This is a genomic window from Haemophilus parahaemolyticus, from assembly GCF_002015035.1.
Taxonomy (GTDB): Bacteria; Pseudomonadota; Gammaproteobacteria; order Enterobacterales; family Pasteurellaceae; genus Haemophilus_A; species Haemophilus_A parahaemolyticus.
Genome location: NZ_MUXY01000008.1, coordinates 56,209 through 82,169, shown reverse-complemented (window position 1 = coordinate 82,169; position 25,961 = coordinate 56,209). Strand labels below are relative to the sequence as shown.

Sequence of the window (25,961 nt, the reverse complement as noted above, 5' to 3'; positions counted from 1 at the left end):
TTTTTTAGATAGATGCAGTTGCTAAATTTTTTCGATCACGCTCGAAAATTTGAAAGAAAATTCTGCACACTTTTCCCTTTCTTGGCATACTGTCTAGCAAAAACAGATTGCTATGACATTAGACCGCTTTTTCATTCTTCTTTGTCTCTCTTTTTTGCCTGTTTTATGGCTGCCACAACAGGCTTTATTGCCTACGATGTTATTCGCTACACTCTTGATGCTTTATTTTGGCTTTAAGCAGCAGCTTTTGCCGTTTATGTTGAGCTTGATAATGTTGCTAAGTTATGGGCAAGTGTTAAAAATTGTAAATCAGGCAGAAAATTTTACCGCTTACAAAAGCACGCAACCAATTGAAATCATTAAGATTTTAAAGCAACAAGAATACCAAACTGCTGTGGGACAACTTACAAGCGGTCAAAAAATTTATCTAAATTGGCAAGCCAAAACGCCTTTGCAATTAAATGCCACTTATCAAGCAGAGCTCAATCTTCGCCCGATTTCTGGACGTAGCAATATCGGTAATTTCGACCGTCAACGTTGGTATTTCGCTAATGATATTGATGGGCTGGCGACTGTTCGCAAGGCAGAATTTGCTCACGCCAATCACTTGCCCCTGCGAACCAGATGGATAAATCGCACTTATCAACAAACCGAAACGCTTGAAACCCAAGGGCTATTACTAGCTCTTGCCTTTGGGGAACGTGCTTGGTTGAAATCAGATCATTGGCAAATTTTCCAACAAACCACCACCGCGCATTTGATTGCCATTTCAGGGCTGCATATCGCGCTTGCCTTTGGTTTCGGCTTTTGGTTCGCCAAGCTAGGGCAATGGCTTATGCTCCGTGCAAAATGTCGTTATAATTTTGTACAGCGAATGGGATTTTCTTATCTATTTCCTCGCTTAATGGGCTTTGCTTTTGCTTTAAGTTACAGCTATTTGGCTGGTTTTGCTATTCCAACCATTCGAGCGATTTTTGCGATTAGTTTGATTTTGCTTTGCCAATTTGCACGCAAGCATTACACGCCTAGCCAATTTTGGTGGCGTATTGTTGCGATCTTGCTGATTTTAGATCCGATTACGATATTATCTGACAGCTTTTGGCTTTCAATTTTAGCTGTAGCAAGCCTGATTTTATGGTATCGCTATTTCCCGCTTAAACAGTTTGAATGGCTCATTCCGAATTGGCTAAACCGCCCCTTTTTCAAGCCTGTGTTATCATTATTGCATTTACAAATGGGCATTTTTTTCCTTTTTTCGCCCGTACAATTTTTCTTTTTTGAAGGTTATTCTCCGCTTGGTTTTACAGCCAATTTATTAATCGTCCCGCTTTACAGCCTTGTGCTTGTGCCGGTGATTCTATTTACTCTCTTAACAGATAACCTGACCTACACTTGGCAATTGGCAGACTGGTTAGCACAATTTAGCTTATGGCTGATTAAACCACTTTCTCATTCGTGGATAACCTTATCTCAACAAAATCAATGGCATTTGCTCGCATTTTATACACTGATTCTGAGCGGCATTTATGCGAAAAATTGGCTGAAATCTTGGTGTTTCTTCGCCAAATTAAGCACCGTTTTAGCTTTAATTTATCTTGCTGGGTTTGGTTATCTGAAAAAAGATCATCACATCGAATGGATTACGTTTGATATTGGTCAGGGCTTGGCTCAAGCCTTGGTTTACCAAGATGCAAGCGGTCAAAAAAAAGCAATTTTTTACGATACGGGGGCAAGTTGGGGCGAAAGTTCGCAACGCAATTCAATGGCAAATTTAGAGGTGCTGCCTTATTTAAAACGCAATAATATTCAGATTGAAGCGATTTTTATCAGTCACGATGATAACGATCACTCAGGGGGCGTTGCCGATCTGCTGGAGGCATACCCTCATGCTCAGCTCTTTTCAAGTGGACAAACGGCTTATGCTCAGCGTATTCCAGAACCTTGTGTTGCAGGCAAAGAATGGCAATTTGACAGCATAAAGCTGACTGCAATTTTCCCAGAACAAATAACAAAGCGAGCAGAAAACCAACATTCTTGCATTTTATTAGTCGAAATAGACCGCTTGAAATTGCTTTTTACGGGCGATGCAGGCGTAGAGCAAGAGCGAATATTTTCTCCGATAAGTGGAAAAATCGATTTCTTACAAGTCGGGCATCACGGCAGCAAAACAAGCACAGGAGAGATTTTAGTAGCAACAACAAAACCTAATATTGCGGTGATTTCAGTTGGTCGTTGGAATGCGTGGAAAATGCCGAATAAAAATGTCGTCGAACGACTAGAAAAGCATGGCGTGCAGATTTTAGATACATCCAAGGTGGGTATGGTGAAAGTGATTTTTGAGGAGGGAAAATATCAAATAAAAACAAGCCGAACACGAAGTTCGGCTTGGTATCAAGCTTATTTTAATCACAATCCTAAGGATTAGTTCATTATAAAACGCCTTGCTCTAACATCGCGGTTGCCACTTTTTTGAAGCCTGCGATGTTTGCACCGTTTACATAGTTTACATAGCCGTCTGCTTCTGTACCGTTTTCCACACAGTTTTCGTGGATTGCACTCATAATGCCGAATAAGCGTTGATCAACTTCTTCTCGTGTCCAAGATAAACGGATGGCGTTTTGGCTCATTTCTAAACCTGAAGTTGCTACACCACCTGCGTTTGCCGCTTTACCTGGTGCATAAAGAATTTTCGCTGCGATGAACACTTCCACACCTTCTAATGTGGTTGGCATATTCGCACCTTCTGCTACACAGATACAGCCGTTTTTCACTAACTCTTTTGCAGCTTCGCCATCTAATTCATTTTGGGTTGCACAAGGAAGTGCAATGTCACATTTTACGCCCCAAGGTTTTTGACCTTCGAAGTATTGAATCCCTTGCTCTGCCGCATACACAGATAAACGTTCACGACGTTCATTTTTAAGCACTAATAAATCCGCTAATTGTTTTTCGGTCATCCCTGAATCTGGGAATAACACATAGCCGTTTGAATCTGAAACCGTTAATACTTTCGCCCCTTTTTGGATTGCTTTTTCAGCTGCATATTGTGCTACGTTACCTGAGCCTGAAATCACCACACGTTTGCCTTCAAAGCCTTGACCGCGAGTTGCAAGCATTGCATCGGCAAAGTACACCGCACCGTAACCTGTTGCTTCAGGACGAATTAAGCTACCACCCCAAGTTAAGCCTTTACCTGTTAATACAGATGCAAATTCGTTACGTAATTTTTTGTATTGACCATACATATAACCGATTTCACGGCCGCCTACACCAATGTCGCCTGCAGGTACGTCCGTATCTGCACCGATGTGGCGAGATAATTCAGTCATAAATGCTTGGCAAAAACGCATGACTTCCGCGTCAGATTTGCCTTTAGGATCGAAGTCTGAACCACCTTTACCGCCACCCATTGGCAATGTCGTTAATGCGTTTTTGAAAACTTGTTCGAACGCTAAGAATTTTAATACGCCTAAATCCACAGTTGGGTGGAAACGGATACCTCCTTTATAAGGACCAATCGCAGAGTTCATTTGTACGCGATAACCACGGTTCACTTGTACATTACCCTTGTCATCCACCCATGTTACTCGGAAAGTAATTACACGCTCTGGCTCAACAATACGCTCTAAAATACCGTGTTTAGTGTATTGTGGATTTTTTGCAAGGAACGGTGCTAAAGAGCCGAAAACTTCTTCAACCGCTTGATGGAATGGTGCTTGGTTAGGATCACGTTGTTTGATTTTTTGGAACAGTGCGTTTAAGTCGCTCATAGTTTTCTCCTGTAAGATTTTAAATTTTTAAGAAATGCTGTGTTTTGGAATGGCTTGCAATGTATCAAAACTTTTTTTATTTGAAAAGATAAATTACAAAAAATAATGCAATAAATTAGAAAAATTATACTCAAATGATTATTTTTTGAACTTTAAATATCTTAAAAGAGAACTTTTTCAGTAAATAAAGAAAGAGAAAAGAAGTTTTTTGAATAGAATTTTTATCATTAGAAATTTTAATTATTTTTTCCAACAAAAAATAAGCGGTTACTTTCTTGCAAAATTTTGCAGAAATCTAACCGCTTAGACCTAATCACTATTCATCCCTATTCCAAGGATAAACACCACCATTAATTTCCATCACTTGACGCATTTTCATTCTAAACATTTCTTTAAAAAGCTTTATCATCACTGGTTTTGGCATATTTGGATCCATAGTTCGTACAGTAGAAAAGAAACCAGGATCCCATTTTTCAGGTTCCATCACATAGTTTACAGTGAAGCCCTTAGAGCATTTCCCAACCGCTTTTACTTTTTTTAATATAGTGTAAAAATTGGTATCATTGTTTTTCCCACTATACCAAAAGTGAGAAACGCGTAAGGCTAAATCACGTTTAATTAAATAGCAGTTGGTATCAATATGCCCATCTTTTTTATGCACTTCCGTTTGGCAAGCATAGGTTTTATCATTAATGGTAATTTTAAATTGATAAGGATTCGGAAGATTATTTTCGTAATTCCCGATCGACTCCAATAAATCTTGGCAAACAAACTCTTCCTGATCATCATACAAATTACGCAATGCGAATGCATAATCAGCACCTGTTTCATTAAGTACTTTCGAGCTATTTTCAACGTGATTTGCTTCATACCAATTATCATCATCCAAGTAGCAAATTACGTCTTCTTTTACTAAAAAGGGGGCGATAGCATTGATACTGCTATTTGTCCAACCATTTGCTCCTGTATTCATCGGCAAATAAATCGCTATAACATGGGGATATTTATCTAAAATTTGTTTTGCATCTTTCGCAAATTGTTCTCCATCAACAAACACGTAATGTTTGCAAGGATAAGTTTGTTGTTGAACACTTAAAATGGCTCTTTCAAGATGAGGACGTCCAATTGTTGAGGTAATAACTGCAACTGTTTTCATAATTTTTCCTAAAATAAATTTGGACTATTATTTCATGTCCGAAATTACGTTCAAAATGCGTTTATCTGAAATCGGATATTTTGTACCAATTTGTTGAGCGAATAAACTTACCCTGAGTTCTTCGATCATATAGCGAATTTCTAACACGTCTGTTGGAATTGCTTTCGATTTTGGCAGTTTAGCAAGCAGCTGTTTATAGGCTTCTTGAACCTGCTCAACACGTAGCATTTTAGCACGGTCAGTGTTGGTATCTGTACCGAGTTTGTCTAAACGCTTGTCAATAGCGGTCAAATATCGGTAAAGATCTGCAAGACGTTGATAGCCAGTTTGAGTCACGAAATTCGGATACACCAAGCCTGCCAACTGGGCTTTAATATCCGACAACGCAAACGCCATCGTGAAGTCCATTTTGCCTTTCATTCGCTTGTTGAGTTCAAATGCTAAAGTTAAGCATTTTTCCACTTGTAGGGCGATTTCTGCGGTGGTGTCGTTCAGATTGGCACGCACAAACTCTTGCAGTTCACGGAATTTTTCTTCCGTCCAGACAAAACCGCCGAACTCATCAATCAGCTTATCCACCGCACAAGCGATGCAGTCGTCAATCAGTTCCAACACCTTGCCAAACGGGGCAAAATATAAGCCGAGTTTAGCTTTATTCGGCAATTTTTCGTGTAAGTATTTAATCGGCGAAGGCACATTTAGCAACAATAAACGACGTAAACCCGCTTGCATCGCTTGCGTTTGTTCCGCTTCAGTTTCAAACAATTTTACGCCCACGGCGGTTTGTTCATCAACAATCGCTGGGTACGCCTTCACGCTGAAATGCTGTTTTTTCTGCTCGTAGCATTGCGGTAAATCCGCGAAGCTCCAGAGATGCAAACCGCTTTGCTCAATGCCATCGTCAGCAATGTTGGAAAGCGTACTTTGCACCTGATCTTTGAGCTGGAATTTTAGTGCGTCTAAATCACCACTTTCGGCAATTTTTTTACCTTTTTCATCTACCACGCGGAAAGTCATTTTTAAGTGTGCGGGCAACTGCGAATAATCCCACAATTCAGTCTCAACCGTTACGCCTGTCATTCTGCGAAGCTCGTAAGTTAGGCTTTCTAGCAACGGTTTAGCTAACGGTTCGGCACGCCCTAAAAAAGCATCGGCATAGTTCGGTGCAGGCACAAAATTACGACGCACCGCTTTCGGCAATGATTTAATCAAACTTACCACTAACTCGTGGCGTAGCCCTGGTATTTGCCAGTCAAAGCCTTCAGGCTCTACTTGGTTGAGCAATGGCAGAGGAATATGCACCGTCACTCCATCAGCTTCTGAACCTATTTCAAACTGATAAGTGAGCTTCAATTTGAGGTTGCCTTGATACCAGAAATTCGGGAAATCTAGCTCAGAAACCTTGTTTGCCCCTTCGTTCATCAGGAACGACTTTTCAAAATTGAGCAATTCAGGATCGACTTTGCTTGCCTTTTTCCACCAGCTATCGAAATGACGGCTAGAGACCACTTCCGTGCCGACACGCTGGTCGTAGAAGTCGAATAACACCTGTTCGTCCACCAAAATGTCGCGGCGACGAGATTTGTGTTCAAGATCTTCTACTTCCTTGATTAAGCGGTTATTTTCTTTGAAGAATTTGTAATTATTCAGCCATTCGCCTTCCACCATTGCCGAGCGAATAAAAATTTCGCGGCTCACCGTTGGGTCAATGCTGCCATAATTAACCAAGCGTTTTGCCACAATCGGAATGCCGTAAAGGGCGACTTTTTCATACGCCATCACCGCCCCTTTGGATTTCGCCCAATGCGGCTCGCTATAACTCCTTTTCACCAAGTGTTGTGCTAATGGTTCAACCCATTCAGGCTCAATTTTTGCTACCGTTCTTGCCCAGAGTTTGGTGGTTTCAACCAGCTCGGAAGCGATGATCCACTTTGGCTGTTTTTTGAAAAGTGCAGAGGTTGGAAAGATGAAAAACTGTGCGTTTCTCGCCCCCTGATAGTGCATTTTCTCACTGTCTTTTAAGCCAATGTGAGATAACAAGCCCGCCAATAAAGCGGTATGAATTTGCTGATAATTTGCTTCAATCGTATTAATTGGCAAGCCCATTTCACGCACCGACAAACGGAGCTGATGATAAATATCCTGCCATTCCCGCACGCGTAAATAGTTGAGGTAATCTTTCTGGCACTGCTTGCGGAACTGGTTTTTACTTAGCTCTTTTTGCTGGGTTTGAATGTAGTGCCAAAGGTTCACAAATGCCAAGAAGTCCGAATCTTTGTCAGCAAAACGGCGATGTTTTTCATCTGATGCCTGCTGTTTTTCCTGCGGGCGTTCACGCGGATCTTGAATCGACAGTGCGGAGACAATCATCATCACTTCGTGCAAACTGCCATTTTTCGCTGCTTCAATTACCATTCGTCCTAAACGAGGATCAATAGGTAATTGTGCTAATTGGCGACCGATTGGGGTGAGTTCACGTTTTTCGCCAAATTTAGTTTTGCGAATGTGAAATGCCTGTAATTCTTCAAGCAAGCGAATCCCGTCTTGCACTTGGCGAACATCGGGCGAATCCACAAATGGAAACGCAGTAATATCGCTCAACCCAAGCGATGCCATCTGCAAAATAACCGAAGCTAAATTGGTGCGTAAAATCTCAGGATCGGTAAATTCAGGACGGCTTTTAAAATCCTCCTCTGAATATAAACGGATACAAATCCCCTCAGACACACGTCCGCAACGCCCTTTACGTTGATTGGCGGAAGCCTGTGAAATCGGCTCAATCGGCAAACGTTGCACTTTAGTACGATAGCTATAACGTGAAATACGTGCCGTTCCTGTATCAATCACATATTTAATATTCGGAATGGTAAGCGATGTTTCTGCCACGTTGGTGGCTAAAATAATACGGTTCAAACTACTCGGACGGAAAATGCGTTGTTGCTCTTCAGCAGACAAGCGAGCGTAAAGCGGCAGAATTTCAGTAAAACGCAGATTTTGCTTTTGTAACGCTTCCGCAGTGTCGCGAATTTCACGTTCGCCGTTCATAAAGATCAGAATATCGCCTCGTCCTTCGGCTTGCAGTTCGTCTACCGCATTTAGAATAGCTTGCAGTTGGTCTTGATCGTCTTCTTCCACAATCGGGCGATAACGTACTTCCACAGGGAAGGTTCTGCCCGATACTTCAATAATCGGTGCATTATTGAAATGGCGTGAAAAGCGTTCCACATCAATGGTCGCCGAGGTGATGATCACTTTAAGATCAGGACGTTTGTATAGAATCTGTTTGAGATAACCCAGAATAAAATCGTTGTTAAGGCTGCGTTCGTGAGCTTCATCAATAATGAGCGTGTCGTATTGATTGAGATAGCGGTCGTTCTGAATTTCAGCTAGCAGAATCCCGTCGGTCATCAATTTGACTAACGTATTTTCGCTCACTTGATCATTAAAACGCACTTTATAACCGATCGTCGCTCCTATCTCTGATTGCAATTCTTCGGCAATACGGTTTGCCACTGAGCGGGCAGCAATACGGCGCGGTTGGGTATGCCCAATCAAGCCTTTCACGCCACGCCCTAGCTCCAAGCACATTTTTGGTAACTGGGTGGTTTTGCCCGAGCCTGTTTCTCCTGCAATCACTACGACTTGGTTCTCTGCAATTAGCTTGAGAATTTCCTCACGGCGTGCCGAAACAGGCAGGTCAGGATAGTTGATGTTAAGGCTTTCTTGATGAGCTTTACGAGCAGAAAAATGGGCTTGTGCTGTGAGAATATCTTGTTCAATTTCTGTTTGAATGGCTTGTTTTGTTTCTGGCTTTTTCACGTTAGATAAGCCATAAATGCGAGAGCACAAACGACGATAATCGCTGATGGTAAGATCTTTTAACTGAGCAATCAACGCTTTTTGTGTGTCATCAAGCGGTCGTTTTTTAGGGTTTTTTGGCGAAAATTGGGGAGATGTTGGTTTCATACTGATTTTTCAGGGATTAAATATGAAAATAGCCCCATTAAAACGGGGCTGAACGATATAATTAGAGACAATTTAGACGTGTTAGTTTGCCACCATAACCATTGCTGGACGTAACACTCGACCTTGAAGTGTATAACCTTTTTGTAACACGACACTTATGTGGTTCGGCTCAATGCCTTCAGCGGGTTGCATTGAAATCGCTTGGTGAAGTTCAGGATTAAATGCTTCACCAACAACACCTACTGCTTCTACACCAAATTTGCCTAAGGTTGAAATGAATTCTTTATGCGTCATTTCTACGCCATCAACTAACGCTTGTGTTGTTTCATCAGTAACTGCTTTATCTAATGCATCTAAGCCACGTTCAAGGTTATCTACCACTGTTAATAACTCTTTTGAAAATTTTTCTAATGCAAATTTATGGGCTTTTTCCACATCTTGCTCAACACGACGGCGAATATTTTGAATTTCTGCTTGGGCACGTAATTGAATATCTTTTTCACGGGCATCAATTTCTGAAACGTAAATTTCTAATTCATTGATACGAGCGTAAGCCGCGGCTAATTCTGCTTCTACAGGTTGCTCTTCTCTATTTTCTGATTGTACTTGCTCTTCAACCGCTTCAGGTTGTTGGAGTTCTACATTTTCTTGTTCTGTGCTTTGCTCTTGTGCTTTTTCTTGTTGAGTAGTCATACAAAATCCTCTTAAATTCAGTAAAATAAAATCGGGTTTAATATAATAGCAAATTAGCGAAATTCAAGAAGAATAGGAAAATAAATCCTTCTTCAGGGCAAAAAAGGCTTGCAAAATGTGGGGGGTAGCTTAAAATCCCTTCGATTTCATTGCCATTGATTGGTGTGGAAGATTCGTCAAACTTCGGAGAAATCCGACCGCTTTTATCTTTTTTCTTAACGGAGAAAACTAAATGAAAAAATTCGCAGGTTTATTCGCTGCAGGTGTGGCTTCATTGGCATTAACAGCTTGTAATGAAGAAAAGGCAAAAACAACTGAGGCTACTGCCCCAGCTGATGCTGGCACTGTTCACTTATATACTTGGACTGAGTATGTACCTGAAGGTTTGTTAGATCAATTTCAAAAAGAGACTGGTATTAAAGTTGAGGTATCTAGCCTTGAATCTAACGAAACAATGTATGCGAAGTTAAAACTTCAAGGTAAAGATGGCGGTTATGATGTAATCGCACCTTCCAATTACTTTGTGTCTAAAATGGCAAAAGAAGGGATGTTAGCGGAGCTTGATCACAGCAAATTACCCGTTATCGCAGAATTAAACCCTGACTGGTTAGACAAACCTTACGATAAAGGTAACAAATATTCATTACCTCAACTTTTAGGTGCCCCAGGCATTGCATTTAATACTAACAACTACAAAGGCGACCAATTCACCTCTTGGGGGGATTTATGGAAACCTGAATTTGCGAACAAAATCCAATTGTTAGATGATGCACGTGAAGTGTTCAATATTGCATTATTGAAATTAGGTAAAAACCCAAATACCACAGATCCTGAAGAGATCAAAGCAGCTTATGAAGAATTGAAAAAACTACGTCCAAACGTACTTTCATTCAGCTCTGACAACCCTGCAAACTCATTCATCTCTGGTGAAGTGTCTGTAGGTCAATTATGGAACGGTTCTGTGCGTATTGCGAAGAAAGAACAAGCCCCTATTGATATGGTGTTCCCAAAAGAGGGCCCAGTACTTTGGGTTGATACTTTAGCGATTCCAGCAAACTCTAAAAATAAAGAGAATGCACATAAGTTAATCAACTACTTATTAAGTGCGAAAGTTTCTGAGCAACTTACGCTTGCTATCGGTTATCCAACTTCAAATATGAAAGCATTAGAAGTATTACCGAAAGAGATCACGCAAGACCCTGCGATTTATCCAACACAAAAAGTGTTACAAGAATCACAATGGCAAGATGATGTGGGTGATGCAATTGAACTTTACGAGAAATATTACCAAGAGTTAAAAGCATCTAAATAATTGCTATTATTAAATATAAGAGCTGGTTTATACCAGCTCTTTTTTATAAATATTATTCTGCAAATTCATGCATAAATTCAACCGCTTTTTCAACCATCTCTTTAGAGCCTGTAAAGAACGGCACACGTTGGTGGAGTTTAGTTGGCTTAATATCTAAAATTGGGTTAATGCCATCGGTTGCTAAACCGCCCGCCTGTTCAGCTAAGAATGCTATTGGATTACCTTCATAAAGTAAACGCAATTTACCTTGCGGATAAACAGTTGAGGTTGGGTAGATATAAATCCCACCTTTGAGCAAATTACGATGGAAGTCAGAAACCAATGAGCCTATATAACGAGAAGAGTATGGACGTTTGGTTGCTTCATCACTCTCTTGGCAGTATTTAATAAAGCGTTTTACGCCTTGCGGGAAGGTAACATATTGCCCTTCGTTGATAGAGTAATATTTCCCTTTTTCAGGCATTTGCATATCTGGATGGGAAAGAATAAACAAGCCAAGTGATGGTTCGTAAGTAAAGCCGTTTACACCGTTACCTGTGGTGTAAACAAGCATTGTAGATGATCCGTAGGTAACATAACCCGCCGCAACCTGTTTTCTTCCCTCTTGCAAAAAATCTTCCATCGTAACAGGTGTACCAATTGGTGAAACACGTTTATAGATAGAGAAGATCGTGCCCACAGATACATTCACATCAATATTTGACGAGCCATCAAGCGGGTCAGTCATTAAAATATATTTTGCATTACGAGAGCGTTCAGTATCAAATGAGATGAAAGTGTCATCTTCCTCAGAGGCAAATCCAGCCACTTCTTCACGTGCAATAAGGGCTTTTTTCATTGTTTCGTTAGCAAAAACATCCAATTTCATCTGGGCTTCGCCTTGAATATTCTCTGAGCCTGCAACACCTAAAATATCTTTACTTAAGCCCGCATGGTTAATTTCTCGGTGGATAAATTTTGCCGCCAAGCGGATAGAAGAAAGAATGCCACTCAACTCCCCTTTTGCCTGTGGGTATTCTGCTTGTTTCTCAATAATAAATTCGCCTAATGTTTTCATAATCACTCCTTTTTATGAATTGTTAAATTGATTATAGAAAGGATTTTAAGAAAAGATGTAATAGAAATATTGAAAAACGTGATCTAAATCACACTATTTTAACTATAAAAAGAATAGGTAATGTTTTTACACATTACCTATTTAACTTAAAACATCCTTCTCTTCGGTTCAAAACCAACTTTTTCTTGCCCTGAGCGTTGTGTCACAATCACTTGCTCACCTTCTTCAAGCCCCGAAAGAATTTCTGTATATTGACTATCTTTTAAGCCTGTTTGCACAGTTTTTTCTTCCACTTTGTTATTTTTCAGCACTTGTACAATTGTTTTATCGCCTTGTTTTTTTAACGTGGAAGTGGGCACTGCAAGCACATTCTCACGTTTAGCAATATTGATTTGCCCTTGTACCGTCATACCAATTCGTAATCTATTTTCGGCATTATCTACAAACGAATTGGCATAATAATAAACTGCCTCCGTATTGCCTGATTCTTCCGTGTAATTGTTGTCGGTTAATGTCGTTAAAGCGGGGTCAACCGTATCAATCTTACTTTCATAGGAATGGTTTGGCTCGGCAAGTGTGGTAAAGCGGATCGCTTGACCTGCTTGTACCTGGGCAATATCGCCTTCTGAAACCTCCAGTTTAATCAACATCTTTGAAAGATCTGCCACTTGGACAATCGTTGGTGATGTTTGGTTTGAGTTTACCGTTTGTCCAACCGAGACAGGCACAGAAACAATCACTCCATCCATCGGAGAAATAATTTGAGTGTAATTCAAATTTGTTTTAGCATCACTTACCGAGATTTGAGCAGACTTAATTTGTGATTTAGCCTCATCAACACTCGCTTTAGCGGATGCTAATGTATTTTTTGCTGTCTCTAACTCAGAAAGTGAAGTGCTATTAGTTTTGTAAAGCTTACTCAAGCGGTTGTAATTTGATTGTGCGATATCAAGTGCTACTTGTGCCGATTTCAATTTCGCTTGATAAGAAGCTAAATTCGCTTCTGCCGTGCTTAAGCTATTACTTTGGTTGCTTGCATCAATTTCTGCAATTAAATCGCCTTTTTTGACCGCTTGTCCGAGTTTTACGTTTAATGAGATAATTTTACCTGATACCTGAGCCCCCACTTCAGTACGTTGGCTGGCACGAACGGAACCTGTTGCAAGCACGCTTTTATCTAATGTCATTCGAGCGACAGGTTCGGTGATGTAATAGACCTGTTCAGTATTTTCCGTGTTTTGGGCATAAAAATAACCCGCGATGCCAATGGCAATCAGCGAGCCAAGAATAATCGGTTTTAATTTCATTGTGTTTCCAAATTTTTAAGAGTAAGCGGTCATTTTCGACTCTAATTTTGCGGATTGGTTCCTTTATTTGTCTTGGTAATAATTAGGGCGGGGATGCCACCGTCCCTACAAAATAATTTGGCTTATAACCCAAACACCTGACGAATATAACGTGCTACCGCTTCATCTTTGTTAAAGCCAATCACTTCATTGTTTGGTAATGCTTCTTTTAAACGCGGATCTGCATTGCCCATCACGCAACCTTTTCCTGCTTGTTTTAGCATTTCAAAATCATTCATCCCATCGCCAAAAACAAGGCAATCTTTTAAGGTGTAGCCTCTGCGTTCAGCCAGTTCTTCCAATGCGTTTGCTTTTGATACGCCATTATTCATTACTTCCAAACATTGTGGTGTGGAATAAACCGTATAAACTTGATCGCCATAGGTTTCTCTGATTTTTTGTTCAATTGGCAATAAATCTGCTAATTCTCTACCAATAAAAAAGACTTTTTCGGTTTGTCTGCCGTGATGCTGAGCAAAATCGACCACTTGATACATAAAGCCAGAATCTTGGTGATATTTGCGTAAAGATTCTAAATCAATGTTGATAAACCATTCATCCCCTTGATAACTATTTACGCATACACGCGTAGGATCAAATTCAATATTCATTAGCTTGAATGCAAGCTCTTCGGGTAAGTGATGATTTAAGACACATTCGCCAGAAAGAAAATTCGCACGAGCACCATTTGAAGTTACTAACATCGCTTCATCTACATTAACTTTACGAATAATATGCTGCACATCAGATAAATTTCGACCTGTGGCAATATAAACATCCACACCTTTTTGAGATAGTTCGCTTAATATTTGAATAGTAAAATCGCCAATTTTATGTTCAGCATTAAGTAAAGTGCCGTCTAAATCAGAAATAATCGCTTTAAATGGGAGTGTCATTCTTTACTTTCCTTTACAATTGGGGATTTGAGCATAATGACCGTTAGGCTATCAAATTTCCCTTACTACAGCAAAGGAAATAACTATTTCTTATAAAATAGATCAAAGAGCAATTTATTTTTTTCGTAAATTAATTGTAAAGCGAAAAAATCCTCTATTTGTAATTCTATCTCACTTTTATATGGCAAGCTTTAAATATTCATTATATTTAAAACTATTTAATTGCAAATAATTAGTTTTTTATGCTTTACCTAGTTTAAAAAATCACAATAAAAACGTTTGCGTAAGTGAAAAGTGCTATTGACATAGTTTTTTTTACCGCTATGATAAGGCACATCAACTGAATAATAATGCAAACATAAACACACACAACACACATGGAAAAACTACTTTCACTCCGATTATCTCTGTTATCGTATTTCATGCGAGGCTAAGGTTTATCTGAAGGAAGTCAGTTCACTATCCAAACTTTGCCCGCATACTCGTATGTGGGTTTTTTTTATTCTGAACACAATAAACGAACGTTTATAAGGAAATGTTTATGGCAAACAATAATGTAATTATTTTCGATACCACCCTTCGTGACGGCGAGCAGGCACTGAAAGCCAGTTTAACTGTAAAAGAGAAATTACAAATCGCATTGGCATTAGAACGTTTAGGCGTGGATGTCATGGAAGTGGGATTTCCTGTTTCTTCGGCAGGTGATTTCGAGTCAGTCAAAACCATTGCACAAAACATCAAAAACAGCCGTGTTTGTGCCCTGTCTCGTGCAGTGGATAAAGATATTGATGTCGCTGCAGAAGCATTAAAAGTAGCGGAAGCGTTTCGTATTCATACCTTTATCGCCACCTCTGCATTACACGTTGAAGCGAAACTCAAACGTTCATTTGATGATGTGGTTGAAATGGCAATTCACGCAGTAAAACGTGCAAGAGGTTATACCGATGACGTAGAATTTTCGTGTGAAGATGCGGGACGTACAGGTATTGATAATATCTGCCGTATTGTTGAAGCTGCAATTAAAGCTGGAGCAACAACGGTAAATATTCCAGACACAGTGGGCTATTGCTTACCAACCCAATACGGCAGCATTATCGCCGATGTAGTAAACCGCGTGCCAAATATCGACAAAGCTGTAATTTCGGTGCACTGCCATAACGATTTAGGAATGGCAACCGCAAACTCTTTAACCGCAGTGTTAAACGGTGCTCGCCAAATTGAATGTACTATTAACGGTATCGGTGAACGTGCGGGGAATACTGCACTTGAAGAAGTGGTAATGGCAATCAAAACACGTCAAGATATGTTCAACGGCTTGGACACTCGCATTAATACGCAAGAAATTCACCGCGTAAGCCAAATGGTAAGCCAACTTTGCAATATGCCAATTCAACCGAATAAAGCGATTGTAGGTAGCAATGCGTTTGCTCACTCATCAGGCATCCACCAAGACGGGATGGTGAAAAACAAAAACACTTACGAAATTATGTCGCCAGAAACCATTGGCTTGAAAAAAGAGAAGTTAAATTTAACCGCTCGTTCAGGACGTGCTGCAGTGAGAAATCATATGGCAGAAATGGGTTACCAAGACAGCGATTACGATTTAGATAAACTTTATACTGCCTTCCTTGAATTAGCGGACAAAAAAGGTCAAGTTTTCGATTACGATTTAGAAGCCCTTGCATTTATTGATATGCGTTCAGGTGATGAAGATCGCTTAAAATTAGATGTGATCACCTCACAAACTATCAGTACTCTACCAGCTTCAGCCTTCGTACAGGTTGAGCTTGATGGCGAAAAATTAAGCCAGGTATCAAATGGCGGTAATGGTCCTGTGGATGCGGTATTCAATGCGATCTTAAATATCACAGGATTAGATCTTAAAATGTCACACTACAACCTCACAGCTAAAGGCGAGGGAGCAGAAGCATTAGGACAAGTAGATATTGTGGTAGAACACGAAGGACGTAAATTCCACGGCGTAGGTTTAGCGACAGATATTGTAGAATCTTCCGCTCGTGCATTAATTCACGCAATCAATGCGATTTATCGTGCTCATAAAGTGGCACATTTGAAAGCGAAAAGAGGATAGTTTTATAAATATTTAGGGCGTGGATAACACGCCCTAAATTGAGTAAAAAAACTTAATTATTTTTTCATTAATCTATAGTTTAATTGCGTATTCGCAACAGGATTCCCATCCGCATCTAACAGCTCAGCATAACCGTCTGTTACTTTTAACAATAAATTGCCTGAGTTTTGTTCTAACCGAATCACGTCAGATTTTTGTTTATCCCAAGCAAATTTGCCTTTATCAACAAAGGGATATTGTTTACCATTTTTGAAATAAACTGTGTTGTATTGATAGGTATTATCTGCGTTTAGCACCAATTCAGCTTGGATTTTGTCGCAGTCGGAACAAGGTAGTTCGCCTTGATAGGTACCTGCAACATTTTTATTTGGAAGCATTGAACACGCACCTAATAAGCCTGCGGTTAAAACTAATGCAATTTTTTTCATCGTGGCAATCTCCTTAATTAACTCAATTTGAAATCGGGATTGATTTTAAACACACATTCATCAATCTGCGGATAAATTTTTTGGATCATTGAAAGCAGTTGCATTTGTTGCATCTGCAAACCTTGCGAAATGGTCGCATTCGGCACTTCAATAATCAAGTGATTTTCTACCAAATTAACAATGCGATAAAGCTTACGGAATTGAGCGGGCAAAAGCGATTGAATTTTCTCGTTAAGCTCATTCAATTGATTTGCACGTTGGACAATCTTAACCAGACTGGAGTTCTCCAAAATTTCCGTAATGTTTTTTATTGAGTAATTTTTCATCAAATTTGAACGTTTGAAAATAATCCCGATCTTACCGCTATTTCAGTTTTTTCGCCAACATTGTTGCAAAACGAAGCTGAATGCGGTTACCTTCGCTATCAGTTTTATGTAAATGTCCCAAATCTTCGTTATATTTCACTAATTCCCAATCTTGGTAATAGTTCGCCAATTCACTCTCTTTGAAGGTAAATGAGAACGGCATTGGGCAAGGATAATCTTCGGTGCTCATTGCACACACGATTAAGTTATACCCGCCCACTTTGGTGTTTTTCTGCATATTTTCAATAATAGCTGGGATGCGATCACGATTAAGGAACATCATTACTACCGTTGAAATAATCAGATCAAATTCGCTTGCTTGAGAGCCAATCGTTGCGTCATTGATGTCATAAACGCCTGTTGAAATATTTGAGAGTTCTTCTTTTTCAATAATACGGTTTAAGAAATCGATGCTCTCTTCGTTGTGATCGACCGCGGTAACATCAAAACCAAGTAAGTTTAAATAGAGTGAATTACGACCGCGTCCGCAGCCTAAATCCAATGCTTTTCCGCCTTTCACATAATTAACTGCGTTTAACACCTCAGAATGTGTGGTGGTTAGGTTATATTTTTTCGCATAAAAATCTTCAGGCGTGCAGTAGAAAGCGAGCTGGCAGGTTAAATCATCAGAAAGGGCTTGGACTTTATGCCAAACTTGAGGTGCAACAAAAGGCGGTTGATGTTCGATATCAAACACGGTTTCGCTCAAAACTTCACCGTCTTCAGTTAATTCAAAATATTTTAATGAACCGCTCAAAATGGTTAATTTTGCCCAAGTGCCGACTTTAGTATTATGCTGTTCTTGGAACATTTGTGGGAGTGTATCGACATTCCAAATGGGCATTTGTTTGTAGCAGATTAAATTTTCCATAGGATTTCCTTTCTTAATGATAAGTAATAATAAAGCTACCGTTATTCTATCACTTCGCATTTTCTGGGCAATAAAAATCCGACTATTTTAGTCGGATTACCTCGTTTTAGGGATAACTAAAATAGATTGATATTAAAGAAAAAATACTCTTTTTAAGAATCTAGCTCAGTCGTTATAATCTTTTTCAGCGTTTTCTTTACTTCTTCACTTAATGCTTGATTTTCCTGCGTACTCACCACAAAAAAATCCTCCACGCGTTCACCGATGGTAGTAATTTTGGCGTTAATTAAAACCAGATCCAATTGATTAAAAATCTGGCTAACTTGAGCCAATAAACCTTCACGGTCAAGTGTGAAAAGTTCAAAAGCGGTCTGATTTTGGTTAGAGTTTGCTAAAAAACGGGTTTTCGTTTTGCGTTTAAAGGTTTGATGTTTTATCGGTTTTTTCACTACCACAAAAGGTTTGGTCTGCGGTTCAGTAAGCTCTTTCTGCAAGGCTTGTTGAATTTGCTCGCAACGGATTTCATTTAAAGCCTGTCCATTCAGCTCAGTAACGATAAAACTATCGAAAACAAGATCATTCTGGCTAGTAATAATTTGAGCGTCGTGAATGCTAATTTTTTTCTTGCTCAACGTATTCGCAATACGAGCAAAAAGTTGTTTTTGATCTTCGCAGTGAATAAAAATCTCCGTCGCTCCACGAGCGTATTCGTTGGAAACTAATACCAATGGCAGTTGATTTTGCTTGAGTAATGCCAAGGCGTGCCACACGAGTTGAGTGGGTTTATTGCGTAAAAAATAACTTTCTGACCCATTCGCCCAATAGGTTGCCAAACGCTTGTGCTGAGGAGGAGTCAGTGCTAATTTCATAATTTCTAAGGCTTCAGCTCGATTGTTTTCTGCCTCTTTTTTGTAGTCCAATTGCTCAGCCAGTTGCTGAGTGGTGAACTCGAAAAGTTGTGAAAGCAGCGTGCGTTTCCAGTCGTTCCAAAGGGTTTCATTAGTAGCACAAATGTCCGCTACCGTGAGGCAAACCAAATCGCTTAAAGCAGTCTGATTTTCCACAATTTCTGCAAAAGTCTGCACCACATTAGGATCGTGAATATCACGGCGTTGAGCGGTGATCGACATCGTCAAATGCTCTTTTACCAACCGCGCCATTTGCTTAGATTGGCTCTCATCGAATCCGTGTAGGCGAGCAAAATCGTACATATCCACCGCCCCATTCTCTGCGTGATCGCCTTCACGACCTTTCGCAATATCGTGCAACAACGCAGCCAAATAAACCAACGGCTTATGTGTGCAAGTGGCGAAAATTTGATGACAAAGTGGATGAATAGTTTTGGTCCGTTCATCAAGAAAACTTTCGAGCTTTAACATTACTCGAACGGTGTGTTCATCGACCGTATAAATGTGGAACATATCAAACTGCATCAACCCTGTAATACCTTGCCATGCGGGGAAATAAGCCGAAAGCACACCTAATTGATGCATCGGCACAATCGCATTTTTAACCATTTGTGGCTGCCGAATAATTTGGATAAAACGACTTCGAGCTTCTGGCAATTCACACAAGGGCTGCTGGCGTTTTTGAAGAGCGATGCGAAGATGACGTAGTGTCATCGGATCAACTTGCAATGTCTGGTGTTGCGTAAGGTGCAAAAAGAGATCCAATATCGTTTCTGGCTGTTTTGCAAAAATCCGATGATTTTCAACCGATATTTGCTGATTTTGTAGATAGAAATGTTCATCAAGCGGTTGTTTTTCTGCACTATTTTGTAAACCTAAAACACGCTGTTTCACGCTATTTAATAAAAGCTGGCTGAGTTGCGAAATCGATTGTGTTGCTTGGAAAAAGGTTCGCATCATCGCTTCGACGGGCTGATTGCCTTTGCCTTGATGGCTCAGTAGTTCGCTCAGTTGTAATTGGCGGTCAAATCGCAGACGATTGTCATAGCGTTTGAGCTGCGTATGCAACGCAAATCGCATTCGGAAAAGTACGTTCTCCGCTTGTTTAAGCTCTTGATATTCTTCAGGAAAAAGTAAGCCTTTGTTAAAGAGAGCATCAAAACTACGTGCACCATAATGACGTAGCATAATCCAAAGCACTAAATGCAGATCGCGAAGTCCACCTGGGCTATGTTTAAGATCGGGTTCGAGATTGTAGCTCGTATTGTGATAACGGGCGTAACGCTCTTCTTTTTCTGCCATTTTGGCTTGGAAAAAGTCGGGCGTTGCCCAGAAATCATCTTGAAAAAGAGCTTCAACAAGACGATGCCAAAGCTCAGTATTACCGTATAAAAAACGCCCTTCATACATATTGGTTGCAACCGAAAGCTCTTGCTTACCAATGTCTAAACACTCTTGCAAAGTACGAATGCTCGCCCCTACTTGTAATTTGGCATCCCAAAGCAGATTGAAAAGCTCATTTAATTTGGCATGAGTTTGCTCGTCTAATGGATTTTCGGTAAGAACGAGAATATCCAAATCGGAGAGAGGGAACATTTCACGGCGACCATACCCACCAACAGCAATTAAGCTAAGATCTTGCCGTTCAGTAAAACCGAAATCTTGCCAAAGGTGAAGTAACATTTGATCATAAAAATCGCTGCGTTGATGCAGTAGAGCCATGATATCGGCTGATGCAAACAGGGCGTTTTGCTCAATATTAAATTGAGAGAGATGCTCTTTCAGATTCATCTTTAGACCTCAAGCGGTAATTGCCAGTTGATCTCTGCCATTCCGTGAGCTTTCAAATATTCATTCGCTTTAGAAAAATGGTGGCAACCAAAAAAGCCGCGATGAGCAGCCAAAGGCGATGGGTGAGGAGCAGTTAAAACACAATGTTTATTACGATCGATGAATGCCCCTTTTTTCTGGGCGTGACTTCCCCAAAGTAAGAAAACAATGTTTTCACGATGAGCATTGAGTTGTGCGATCACTTTGTCAGTAAAGGTTTCCCAGCCCCAGTTAGCGTGCGAATTGGCTTTACCCTCTTCAACAGTAAGCACGGTGTTGAGCAACAATACGCCTTGTTTCGCCCAATCGACCAAATACCCGTGTCTTGGAACAACGAAACCTTCAATATCTGTTGCTAACTCTTTATAAATATTGAGCAGCGAGGGAGGTGGCGCAACTGGCGGTTTGACCGAAAAAGATAAGCCGTGGGCTTGATTTGGACGATGGTAAGGATCTTGCCCTAAAATCACGACTTTCACTTGGTTAAATTCAGTCAGAGAAAAAGCACTAAAAACTTCATTTTGTGGCGGGTAGATGGTGATACCTGCGTGTCGAGCTTGGTGTACTTGTTGCAAAATTTGTTGAAAATAAGGTTTCTCTTTTTCTTCGCCAATGGCCTCTTTCCACGTTTTCATAATAACCTCTTGTACGTAACTAATGCATATAAACACATAAACTGTATTATTTTTACTCAATTAACGCTACTTTTGTAAAAAATGTTCAAATTTTTATCGCTTTCTATCTCGATAGGGGTATAATGCCCCCACTCAAAAAAAGTTGAATCTTTCAAATTTTTTTATAGTTTATTTTCAATTTCTTATACTAGGAGTCTTAAAATGATTAAAGGTGTTCAAATTACTGAATCAACAAACAGCAACTTATTAAACTCATTCTGGTTATTAGATGACGAGAAAAACGAAGCTCGTTGCATCGCAGCTAAAGGTGACGTTTACAAAGAAGACCAAGTTGTTGCAATCAGCGAATTAGGTCAAATCGCATACCGCGAAGTGCCAGTAAACGTTGCACCAACTATTAAAGTTGAAGGTGGTCAACACTTAAACGTAAACGTTTTACGTCGTGAAACTTTAGAAGATGCAGTTAAACACCCAGAAAAATACCCACAATTAACTATCCGTGTTTCTGGTTACGCAGTTCGTTTCAACTCATTAACTCCAGAACAACAACGCGATGTAATTACTCGTACTTTCACAGAAAGCCTATAATGACGAGCTAGATTGTTAAATTAAAAGAAAGCTAACTGGAATATTCTAGTTAGCTTTTTTATACCACCCTCCTTAGAAAAGAGGAAGAAGGAAATTTACGGTTACACTTTATGCGGATTTCTCGTATTGGTATCAGTTAAATTACGCATTAACAACGCAAAATCTAAATCAATATCCGCAGGCACATCTAGGAACACAAAGTGTCCATCGCCTAAACCTGCTTCTACGCTTTCATTTTTGCGGTTTAACAAGCGGTCGATTTTGAACACGATATTACCTTTTGGCGTCATCATTTCAACTGAATCACCGACTAGGAATTTATTTTTTACCGCCACTTCCGCCATACCTTCTGCATTGCGTTTGCTCGTAAATTCGCCTACGAAGTGTTGGCGTTCAGAAATAGAATAGCCATATTCATAATTTTGATATTCATCATGCGTATGACGACGCAAGAAACCTTCGGTGTAGCCTCGATGAGCTAGGCTTTCAAGCGTATCCAGCAAGCTTTTATCAAATGGTTTGCCCTCTGCCGCATCATCAATTGCTTTACGGTAAACTTGAGCTGTTCTTGCACAATAATAGAACGATTTAGTACGCCCTTCAATTTTCAGAGAATGCACACCGATTTGCGTTAAACGCTCTACATGCTGGACTGCACGCAAATCTTTCGAGTTCATAAAATAAGTACCGTGCTCATCTTCGAAGGCTGTCATCTGCTCATCTGGGCGTTGTGCTTCAGTATAAAGGAATACTTTATCCGTTACCGCACCTTCGCCAAGCGTTGGGACAACATTAGTCACTTCAATTTCAGGCTGGTATTTTTGCACCGTATCTTCTTTCGGCACGATATTGCCCACGTCATCCAACTTACCCTCTTCCATTTTATATTCCCAACGGCAAGCATTGGTACAGGTGCCTTGGTTCGGATCACGTTTGTTAATGTATCCAGAAAGCAAACAACGACCAGAATACGCCATACATAACGCACCGTGCACGAAAATTTCAAGTTCCATCTCTGGCACTTGTTTGCGGATCTCTTCGATTTCTTCTAGCGAGAGTTCACGCGATAAAATCACGCGAGTTAAGCCCATTTGTTTCCAGAATTTTACCGTCGCCCAGTTTACCGCATTGGCTTGCACGGAAAGGTGAATGTCCATATCAGGGAAATGTTCACGCACAAGCATAATCAAGCCAGGGTCTGACATAATCAATGCATCAGGTTTCATATCTACAACCACTTGCAAATCTTTAATGAAGGTTTTGAGCTTAGAGTTATGCGGCGCAATATTCACTACCACATAGAATTTTTTGCCAAGCTCGTGTGCTTCCTTAATCGCAATTTCAAGGTTTGCGTGGTTAAATTCGTTGTTACGCACACGTAAACTATAACGAGGCTGCCCTGCATAAACGGCATCTGCACCATAAGCGAAAGCGTATCGCATATTTTTTAACGTGCCCGCAGGCGATAACAATTCAGGTTTTGCGTATTTTAAAGTCATGATTACTCTCTTCTGATTACAAGTCAGTGCCTCTCAGAATGAAAGGCATAGAACAATTATTTTCTAAGAAATACCCCTTTGTAGCAAGCGATTGTTCTATTAAAATGGCATTTCTTTTTACTTATCTTGAATAAAGGATTTTAAATGAAGCTTCAAACGCTATTAAAAACTTCTCTAGCGGTGGGATTATTGGCATTTTCTGCGAATGCACTTTCAGCAGGCGTGATGAAAGAGATGATTCAAATGAAAAAACAACTTAACGCTCTTAACCAATCTCAAACCAGTGAGGAATTCCAAGCTGCTGCCGAGCAATTTATCGAATATTCAAAAGATGCTCAAAATACAATGCCAAAAAGTGTAGGAGATGATCAAGAACGCTTCAAAGGCTACCAAGCAGGCGTGCAAGAAGTGATTGATGTGGTAAATCAAGCCAACGAAAAAGCCAAAGCAGGCAATTTAGCCGAAGCAAAAGAAATGATTGAACAGCTTGATGAGATGAGAAAGAAATATCATAAGGAATATAAATAAAACAGCATTAGGGCAAATAATTATTTGCCCTAACATTCAACTATCTTTTCTTATTTCACTTCACGAATCATAATTTCAGACGGAATAACCTGACCTTGCCAATATAATTCAGCCGCTACTTTACCTGCTAGCTCAATATAAGCTTGGCTAATTTCGTGAGTTGGATCAGCTTCAACAGTTGGCATTCCAGCATCTAAATCTTGACGCAAACGAATATGCAACGGCATTTGTCCTAACACTTGTGTACCATAGCGTTTCGCTATTTTTTCTGCCCCGCCTGTACCGAAAATATCTTCGTGATGTCCGCAGTTTTGGCAAATATGCACGCTCATATTTTCAATAATTCCCAACACTGGTACAGACACTTTTTGGAACATCGAAATCCCTTTAATCGCATCAAGCAATGCGATATCTTGTGGCGTAGTCACTACAACTGCACCTGTAACTGGAATTTGTTGCGAAAGAGTAAGTTGAATATCGCCTGTTCCTGGCGGCATATCAATAACCAAATAATCCAACTCATTCCACCAAGTCTCATTAAGTAACTGACTTAATGCACTACTCGCCATTGGGCCACGCCAAATGGTTGCATTATCTTCCGCCATTAAATAACCGATAGAGTTTGACTGAATACCGTAAGTTTCAATTGGCGTGATATGTTTGTTATCTGGCGAAGTTGGGCGCTGATCTTTCGCACCTAACATATGTGGAATAGAGGGGCCGTAAATATCAGCATCCAAAATACCCACTTTAGCCCCTTGTGCTTTTAAAGCTAATGCTAAATTTACCGAAGTGGTAGATTTTCCCACACCGCCTTTACCAGAGGTCACCGCAATGATATTTTTCACTCCATTCACTGCAGGATGATGATTTGCACGCTTTAAGGTCGCGATGTTGTAATGCAAAATCCATTTAATTTCGGTCGCTTCAGTAACTTCTTTTAACTTTACTTCCGTTGCTTGTTTTAAGGCTTCAAAGCCAGTATTCCACGCAAATGGCATAGTAAATTCAAGGCGTAAAATACCTGCACCTAGCTCTGCTTTTTTAAGCGTATTCAGTGCAATTAAATCTTTCTGTAACGTTTCGTGCGTAAAATTTTGAAGCACAAACTTAATGTCGTTTAGTTGTTGTTCAGTGAGTTGGTTCATAATTATCCTTAATTGATAGGTAATCGCCAAAATAGGAGATTTAAACGATAGAATCAATCCCTAAAAAGGGGTTATTTAGAAAATTCATATAATGGCAAGATCGCAACATCTTGCTCTAAAATCTCAATAAGTTGTTGAATTAACGCAGCACGTTTAGCACTATTTAGTTTTTTCGTTTGTAATTCTATGAGCAATCTATCCACTTCTGTATTAGCGTATCCATTGAGATTTTCAGAATGTTTTGAAGAAAAACGGGCTAAAAAGAGCATTACATTCGGCTTTTCAACACATTGCTCACTGCGAATAAGCTGATAGTTGCCTTTCTTTTGTTGTGCAATCAACTCCGATTTTTTGACCGCTTGCGGGTTGACTCGAATAAGATCTGACTGTGCTAATACGCGACTGATCTGTCGTCCAATCACATTATGCGGTTTTTGATTTTCAAACAGAATATTCAAATACAGTGGCGACTTGGAGCGTATACCACTCTGTATCAGCAACTGCTCAACCGCAATGGGCGACCAATGACTTTCCGTTTCTACTTGTAACGATTTCGGCAAAATATGGTAATTGATTTCGCCATTTTCATATTTGATGCGATTTGAAAAGACCATCGCTTTAATAGCTTGGCGAACTTCAGGCTTTTTTAACTGCGGATCGTGAAAATTAAAATCGTAAAAATAAGTGCAAAGTTTAGCTGGCGAAGCGACTTTCTCTACCATTTTGGCATTCGCTGACAAAAAGAAACAAAAACAAGCGGTAAATATTGCAAAATTTTTTGCAAATTTCACCGTTTGAGATTGAAAAAGAGAATAAGCCATACAAATACCTGAGTAGATTTCTAAACTATGGCTATTATACGCTAATTTGGAG

General features: G+C 40.0%; 20 protein-coding genes. 5 read left to right on the top strand and 15 right to left on the bottom strand.

What is annotated here, in order from left to right; translation table 11 throughout:
* The first annotated feature begins 112 nt into the window (after window positions 1-112).
* Window positions 113-2,425 carry a DNA internalization-related competence protein ComEC/Rec2 gene (locus tag B0185_RS06445; protein ID WP_005707592.1) on the top strand — a complete coding sequence of 771 codons (2,313 nt, stop codon included), beginning with the start codon at window positions 113-115 and terminating at the stop codon, window positions 2,423-2,425.
* 4 nt (window positions 2,426-2,429) lie between these two features.
* On the opposite strand, the gene gdhA is transcribed toward B0185_RS06445, so the two are convergent.
* The 4 genes from gdhA to grpE form a co-directional block, all read right to left on the bottom strand.
* Entirely contained in the window at window positions 2,430-3,770 is a 1,341-nt protein-coding gene (gene gdhA / locus B0185_RS06440) for an NADP-specific glutamate dehydrogenase (RefSeq protein WP_005707531.1), read from the bottom strand.
* Between the two features lie 316 nt (window positions 3,771-4,086).
* Window positions 4,087-4,926, bottom strand: a complete 840-nt coding sequence (locus tag B0185_RS06435; RefSeq protein WP_005707593.1) for a glycosyltransferase family A protein — start codon at window positions 4,924-4,926, stop codon at window positions 4,087-4,089.
* Between the two features lie 27 nt (window positions 4,927-4,953).
* On the bottom strand, window positions 4,954-8,892 hold the full coding sequence (gene hrpA, locus B0185_RS06430) for an ATP-dependent RNA helicase HrpA (protein WP_005707529.1): 3,939 nt from the start codon (window positions 8,890-8,892) through the stop codon (window positions 4,954-4,956).
* An 81-nt stretch (window positions 8,893-8,973) separates the two neighbouring features.
* Complete coding sequence (gene grpE / locus B0185_RS06425; protein WP_005707517.1) at window positions 8,974-9,585, bottom strand: nucleotide exchange factor GrpE; 612 nt, start codon at window positions 9,583-9,585, stop codon at window positions 8,974-8,976.
* 232 nt (window positions 9,586-9,817) lie between these two features.
* On the opposite strand from grpE, the gene B0185_RS06420 reads away from it, so the two are divergent.
* Window positions 9,818-10,897, top strand: coding sequence for an extracellular solute-binding protein (locus B0185_RS06420; RefSeq protein ID WP_005707509.1), 1,080 nt, complete (start codon window positions 9,818-9,820; stop codon window positions 10,895-10,897).
* A gap of 52 nt (window positions 10,898-10,949) precedes the next feature.
* Here the strand turns inward: B0185_RS06420 and fbp are convergent, their stop codons facing one another.
* The 3 genes from fbp to B0185_RS06405 all read right to left on the bottom strand — a co-directional run bounded on the left by fbp (window position 10,950) and on the right by B0185_RS06405 (window position 14,196).
* Window positions 10,950-11,954, bottom strand: a complete 1,005-nt coding sequence (fbp, locus tag B0185_RS06415; RefSeq protein ID WP_005707546.1) for a class 1 fructose-bisphosphatase — start codon at window positions 11,952-11,954, stop codon at window positions 10,950-10,952.
* Window positions 11,955-12,100: 146 nt separating this feature from the next.
* Window positions 12,101-13,261 carry an efflux RND transporter periplasmic adaptor subunit gene (locus tag B0185_RS06410; RefSeq protein ID WP_005707571.1) on the bottom strand — a complete coding sequence of 387 codons (1,161 nt, stop codon included), beginning with the start codon at window positions 13,259-13,261 and terminating at the stop codon, window positions 12,101-12,103.
* Between the two features lie 122 nt (window positions 13,262-13,383).
* On the bottom strand, window positions 13,384-14,196 hold the full coding sequence (locus tag B0185_RS06405; protein ID WP_005707577.1) for a Cof-type HAD-IIB family hydrolase: 813 nt from the start codon (window positions 14,194-14,196) through the stop codon (window positions 13,384-13,386).
* Window positions 14,197-14,737: 541 nt separating this feature from the next.
* Between B0185_RS06405 and leuA the strand changes: the two genes are divergently transcribed.
* Complete coding sequence (leuA, locus tag B0185_RS06400) at window positions 14,738-16,288, top strand: 2-isopropylmalate synthase (RefSeq protein ID WP_005707550.1); 1,551 nt, start codon at window positions 14,738-14,740, stop codon at window positions 16,286-16,288.
* A 56-nt stretch (window positions 16,289-16,344) separates the two neighbouring features.
* On the opposite strand, the gene B0185_RS06395 is transcribed toward leuA, so the two are convergent.
* The 5 genes from B0185_RS06395 to ung form a co-directional block, all read right to left on the bottom strand.
* Complete coding sequence (locus B0185_RS06395; protein ID WP_005707559.1) at window positions 16,345-16,716, bottom strand: copper resistance protein NlpE; 372 nt, start codon at window positions 16,714-16,716, stop codon at window positions 16,345-16,347.
* 17 nt (window positions 16,717-16,733) lie between these two features.
* Window positions 16,734-17,042, bottom strand: coding sequence for a DciA family protein (locus tag B0185_RS06390; RefSeq protein ID WP_005707590.1), 309 nt, complete (start codon window positions 17,040-17,042; stop codon window positions 16,734-16,736).
* Between the two features lie 37 nt (window positions 17,043-17,079).
* Window positions 17,080-17,952 carry an SAM-dependent methyltransferase TehB gene (tehB, locus tag B0185_RS06385; RefSeq protein ID WP_005707500.1) on the bottom strand — a complete coding sequence of 291 codons (873 nt, stop codon included), beginning with the start codon at window positions 17,950-17,952 and terminating at the stop codon, window positions 17,080-17,082.
* Window positions 17,953-18,104: 152 nt separating this feature from the next.
* Complete coding sequence (gene glnD, locus B0185_RS06380) at window positions 18,105-20,651, bottom strand: bifunctional uridylyltransferase/uridylyl-removing protein GlnD (protein WP_005707573.1); 2,547 nt, start codon at window positions 20,649-20,651, stop codon at window positions 18,105-18,107.
* A gap of 2 nt (window positions 20,652-20,653) precedes the next feature.
* A complete protein-coding gene (gene ung, locus B0185_RS06375; RefSeq protein ID WP_256595175.1) occupies window positions 20,654-21,349 on the bottom strand; it encodes a uracil-DNA glycosylase in 696 nt (231 codons plus the stop codon).
* Between the two features lie 177 nt (window positions 21,350-21,526).
* Between ung and grcA the strand changes: the two genes are divergently transcribed.
* The gene (grcA, locus tag B0185_RS06370; protein WP_005707564.1) at window positions 21,527-21,913 is read left to right on the top strand and encodes an autonomous glycyl radical cofactor GrcA; all 387 of its coding nucleotides are present in this window, start codon (window positions 21,527-21,529) and stop codon (window positions 21,911-21,913) included.
* Window positions 21,914-22,014: 101 nt separating this feature from the next.
* Here the strand turns inward: grcA and trhP are convergent, their stop codons facing one another.
* Window positions 22,015-23,412 carry a prephenate-dependent tRNA uridine(34) hydroxylase TrhP gene (trhP, locus tag B0185_RS06365; RefSeq protein ID WP_005707543.1) on the bottom strand — a complete coding sequence of 466 codons (1,398 nt, stop codon included), beginning with the start codon at window positions 23,410-23,412 and terminating at the stop codon, window positions 22,015-22,017.
* A gap of 144 nt (window positions 23,413-23,556) precedes the next feature.
* Between trhP and B0185_RS06360 the strand changes: the two genes are divergently transcribed.
* The gene (locus B0185_RS06360; protein ID WP_005707535.1) at window positions 23,557-23,940 is read left to right on the top strand and encodes a cytochrome b562; all 384 of its coding nucleotides are present in this window, start codon (window positions 23,557-23,559) and stop codon (window positions 23,938-23,940) included.
* A 50-nt stretch (window positions 23,941-23,990) separates the two neighbouring features.
* Here B0185_RS06360 and apbC read toward each other — a convergent pair whose 3' ends face one another.
* Both apbC and B0185_RS06350 read right to left on the bottom strand, forming a co-directional pair.
* Entirely contained in the window at window positions 23,991-25,088 is a 1,098-nt protein-coding gene (gene apbC, locus B0185_RS06355) for an iron-sulfur cluster carrier protein ApbC (protein WP_005707508.1), read from the bottom strand.
* A gap of 71 nt (window positions 25,089-25,159) precedes the next feature.
* Window positions 25,160-25,909 (bottom strand): periplasmic substrate-binding domain-containing protein, encoded by a 750-nt coding sequence (locus tag B0185_RS06350; RefSeq protein WP_005707496.1) that lies wholly within the window; start codon window positions 25,907-25,909, stop codon window positions 25,160-25,162.
* Window positions 25,910-25,961: the final 52 nt, after the last annotated feature.

Coding starts and splice junctions, on each gene's coding strand:
- B0185_RS06445 (WP_005707592.1), top strand. CDS start 113: ATGACATTAGACCGCTTTTTCATTCTTCTTTGTCTCTCTTTTTTGCCT.
- gdhA (WP_005707531.1), bottom strand. CDS start 3,770: ATGAGCGACTTAAACGCACTGTTCCAAAAAATCAAACAACGTGATCCT.
- B0185_RS06435 (WP_005707593.1), bottom strand. CDS start 4,926: ATGAAAACAGTTGCAGTTATTACCTCAACAATTGGACGTCCTCATCTT.
- hrpA (WP_005707529.1), bottom strand. CDS start 8,892: ATGAAACCAACATCTCCCCAATTTTCGCCAAAAAACCCTAAAAAACGA.
- grpE (WP_005707517.1), bottom strand. CDS start 9,585: ATGACTACTCAACAAGAAAAAGCACAAGAGCAAAGCACAGAACAAGAA.
- B0185_RS06420 (WP_005707509.1), top strand. CDS start 9,818: ATGAAAAAATTCGCAGGTTTATTCGCTGCAGGTGTGGCTTCATTGGCA.
- fbp (WP_005707546.1), bottom strand. CDS start 11,954: ATGAAAACATTAGGCGAATTTATTATTGAGAAACAAGCAGAATACCCA.
- B0185_RS06410 (WP_005707571.1), bottom strand. CDS start 13,261: ATGAAATTAAAACCGATTATTCTTGGCTCGCTGATTGCCATTGGCATC.
- B0185_RS06405 (WP_005707577.1), bottom strand. CDS start 14,196: ATGACACTCCCATTTAAAGCGATTATTTCTGATTTAGACGGCACTTTA.
- leuA (WP_005707550.1), top strand. CDS start 14,738: ATGGCAAACAATAATGTAATTATTTTCGATACCACCCTTCGTGACGGC.
- B0185_RS06395 (WP_005707559.1), bottom strand. CDS start 16,716: ATGAAAAAAATTGCATTAGTTTTAACCGCAGGCTTATTAGGTGCGTGT.
- B0185_RS06390 (WP_005707590.1), bottom strand. CDS start 17,042: ATGAAAAATTACTCAATAAAAAACATTACGGAAATTTTGGAGAACTCC.
- tehB (WP_005707500.1), bottom strand. CDS start 17,952: ATGGAAAATTTAATCTGCTACAAACAAATGCCCATTTGGAATGTCGAT.
- glnD (WP_005707573.1), bottom strand. CDS start 20,651: ATGAATCTGAAAGAGCATCTCTCTCAATTTAATATTGAGCAAAACGCC.
- grcA (WP_005707564.1), top strand. CDS start 21,527: ATGATTAAAGGTGTTCAAATTACTGAATCAACAAACAGCAACTTATTA.
- trhP (WP_005707543.1), bottom strand. CDS start 23,412: ATGACTTTAAAATACGCAAAACCTGAATTGTTATCGCCTGCGGGCACG.
- B0185_RS06360 (WP_005707535.1), top strand. CDS start 23,557: ATGAAGCTTCAAACGCTATTAAAAACTTCTCTAGCGGTGGGATTATTG.
- apbC (WP_005707508.1), bottom strand. CDS start 25,088: ATGAACCAACTCACTGAACAACAACTAAACGACATTAAGTTTGTGCTT.
- B0185_RS06350 (WP_005707496.1), bottom strand. CDS start 25,909: ATGGCTTATTCTCTTTTTCAATCTCAAACGGTGAAATTTGCAAAAAAT.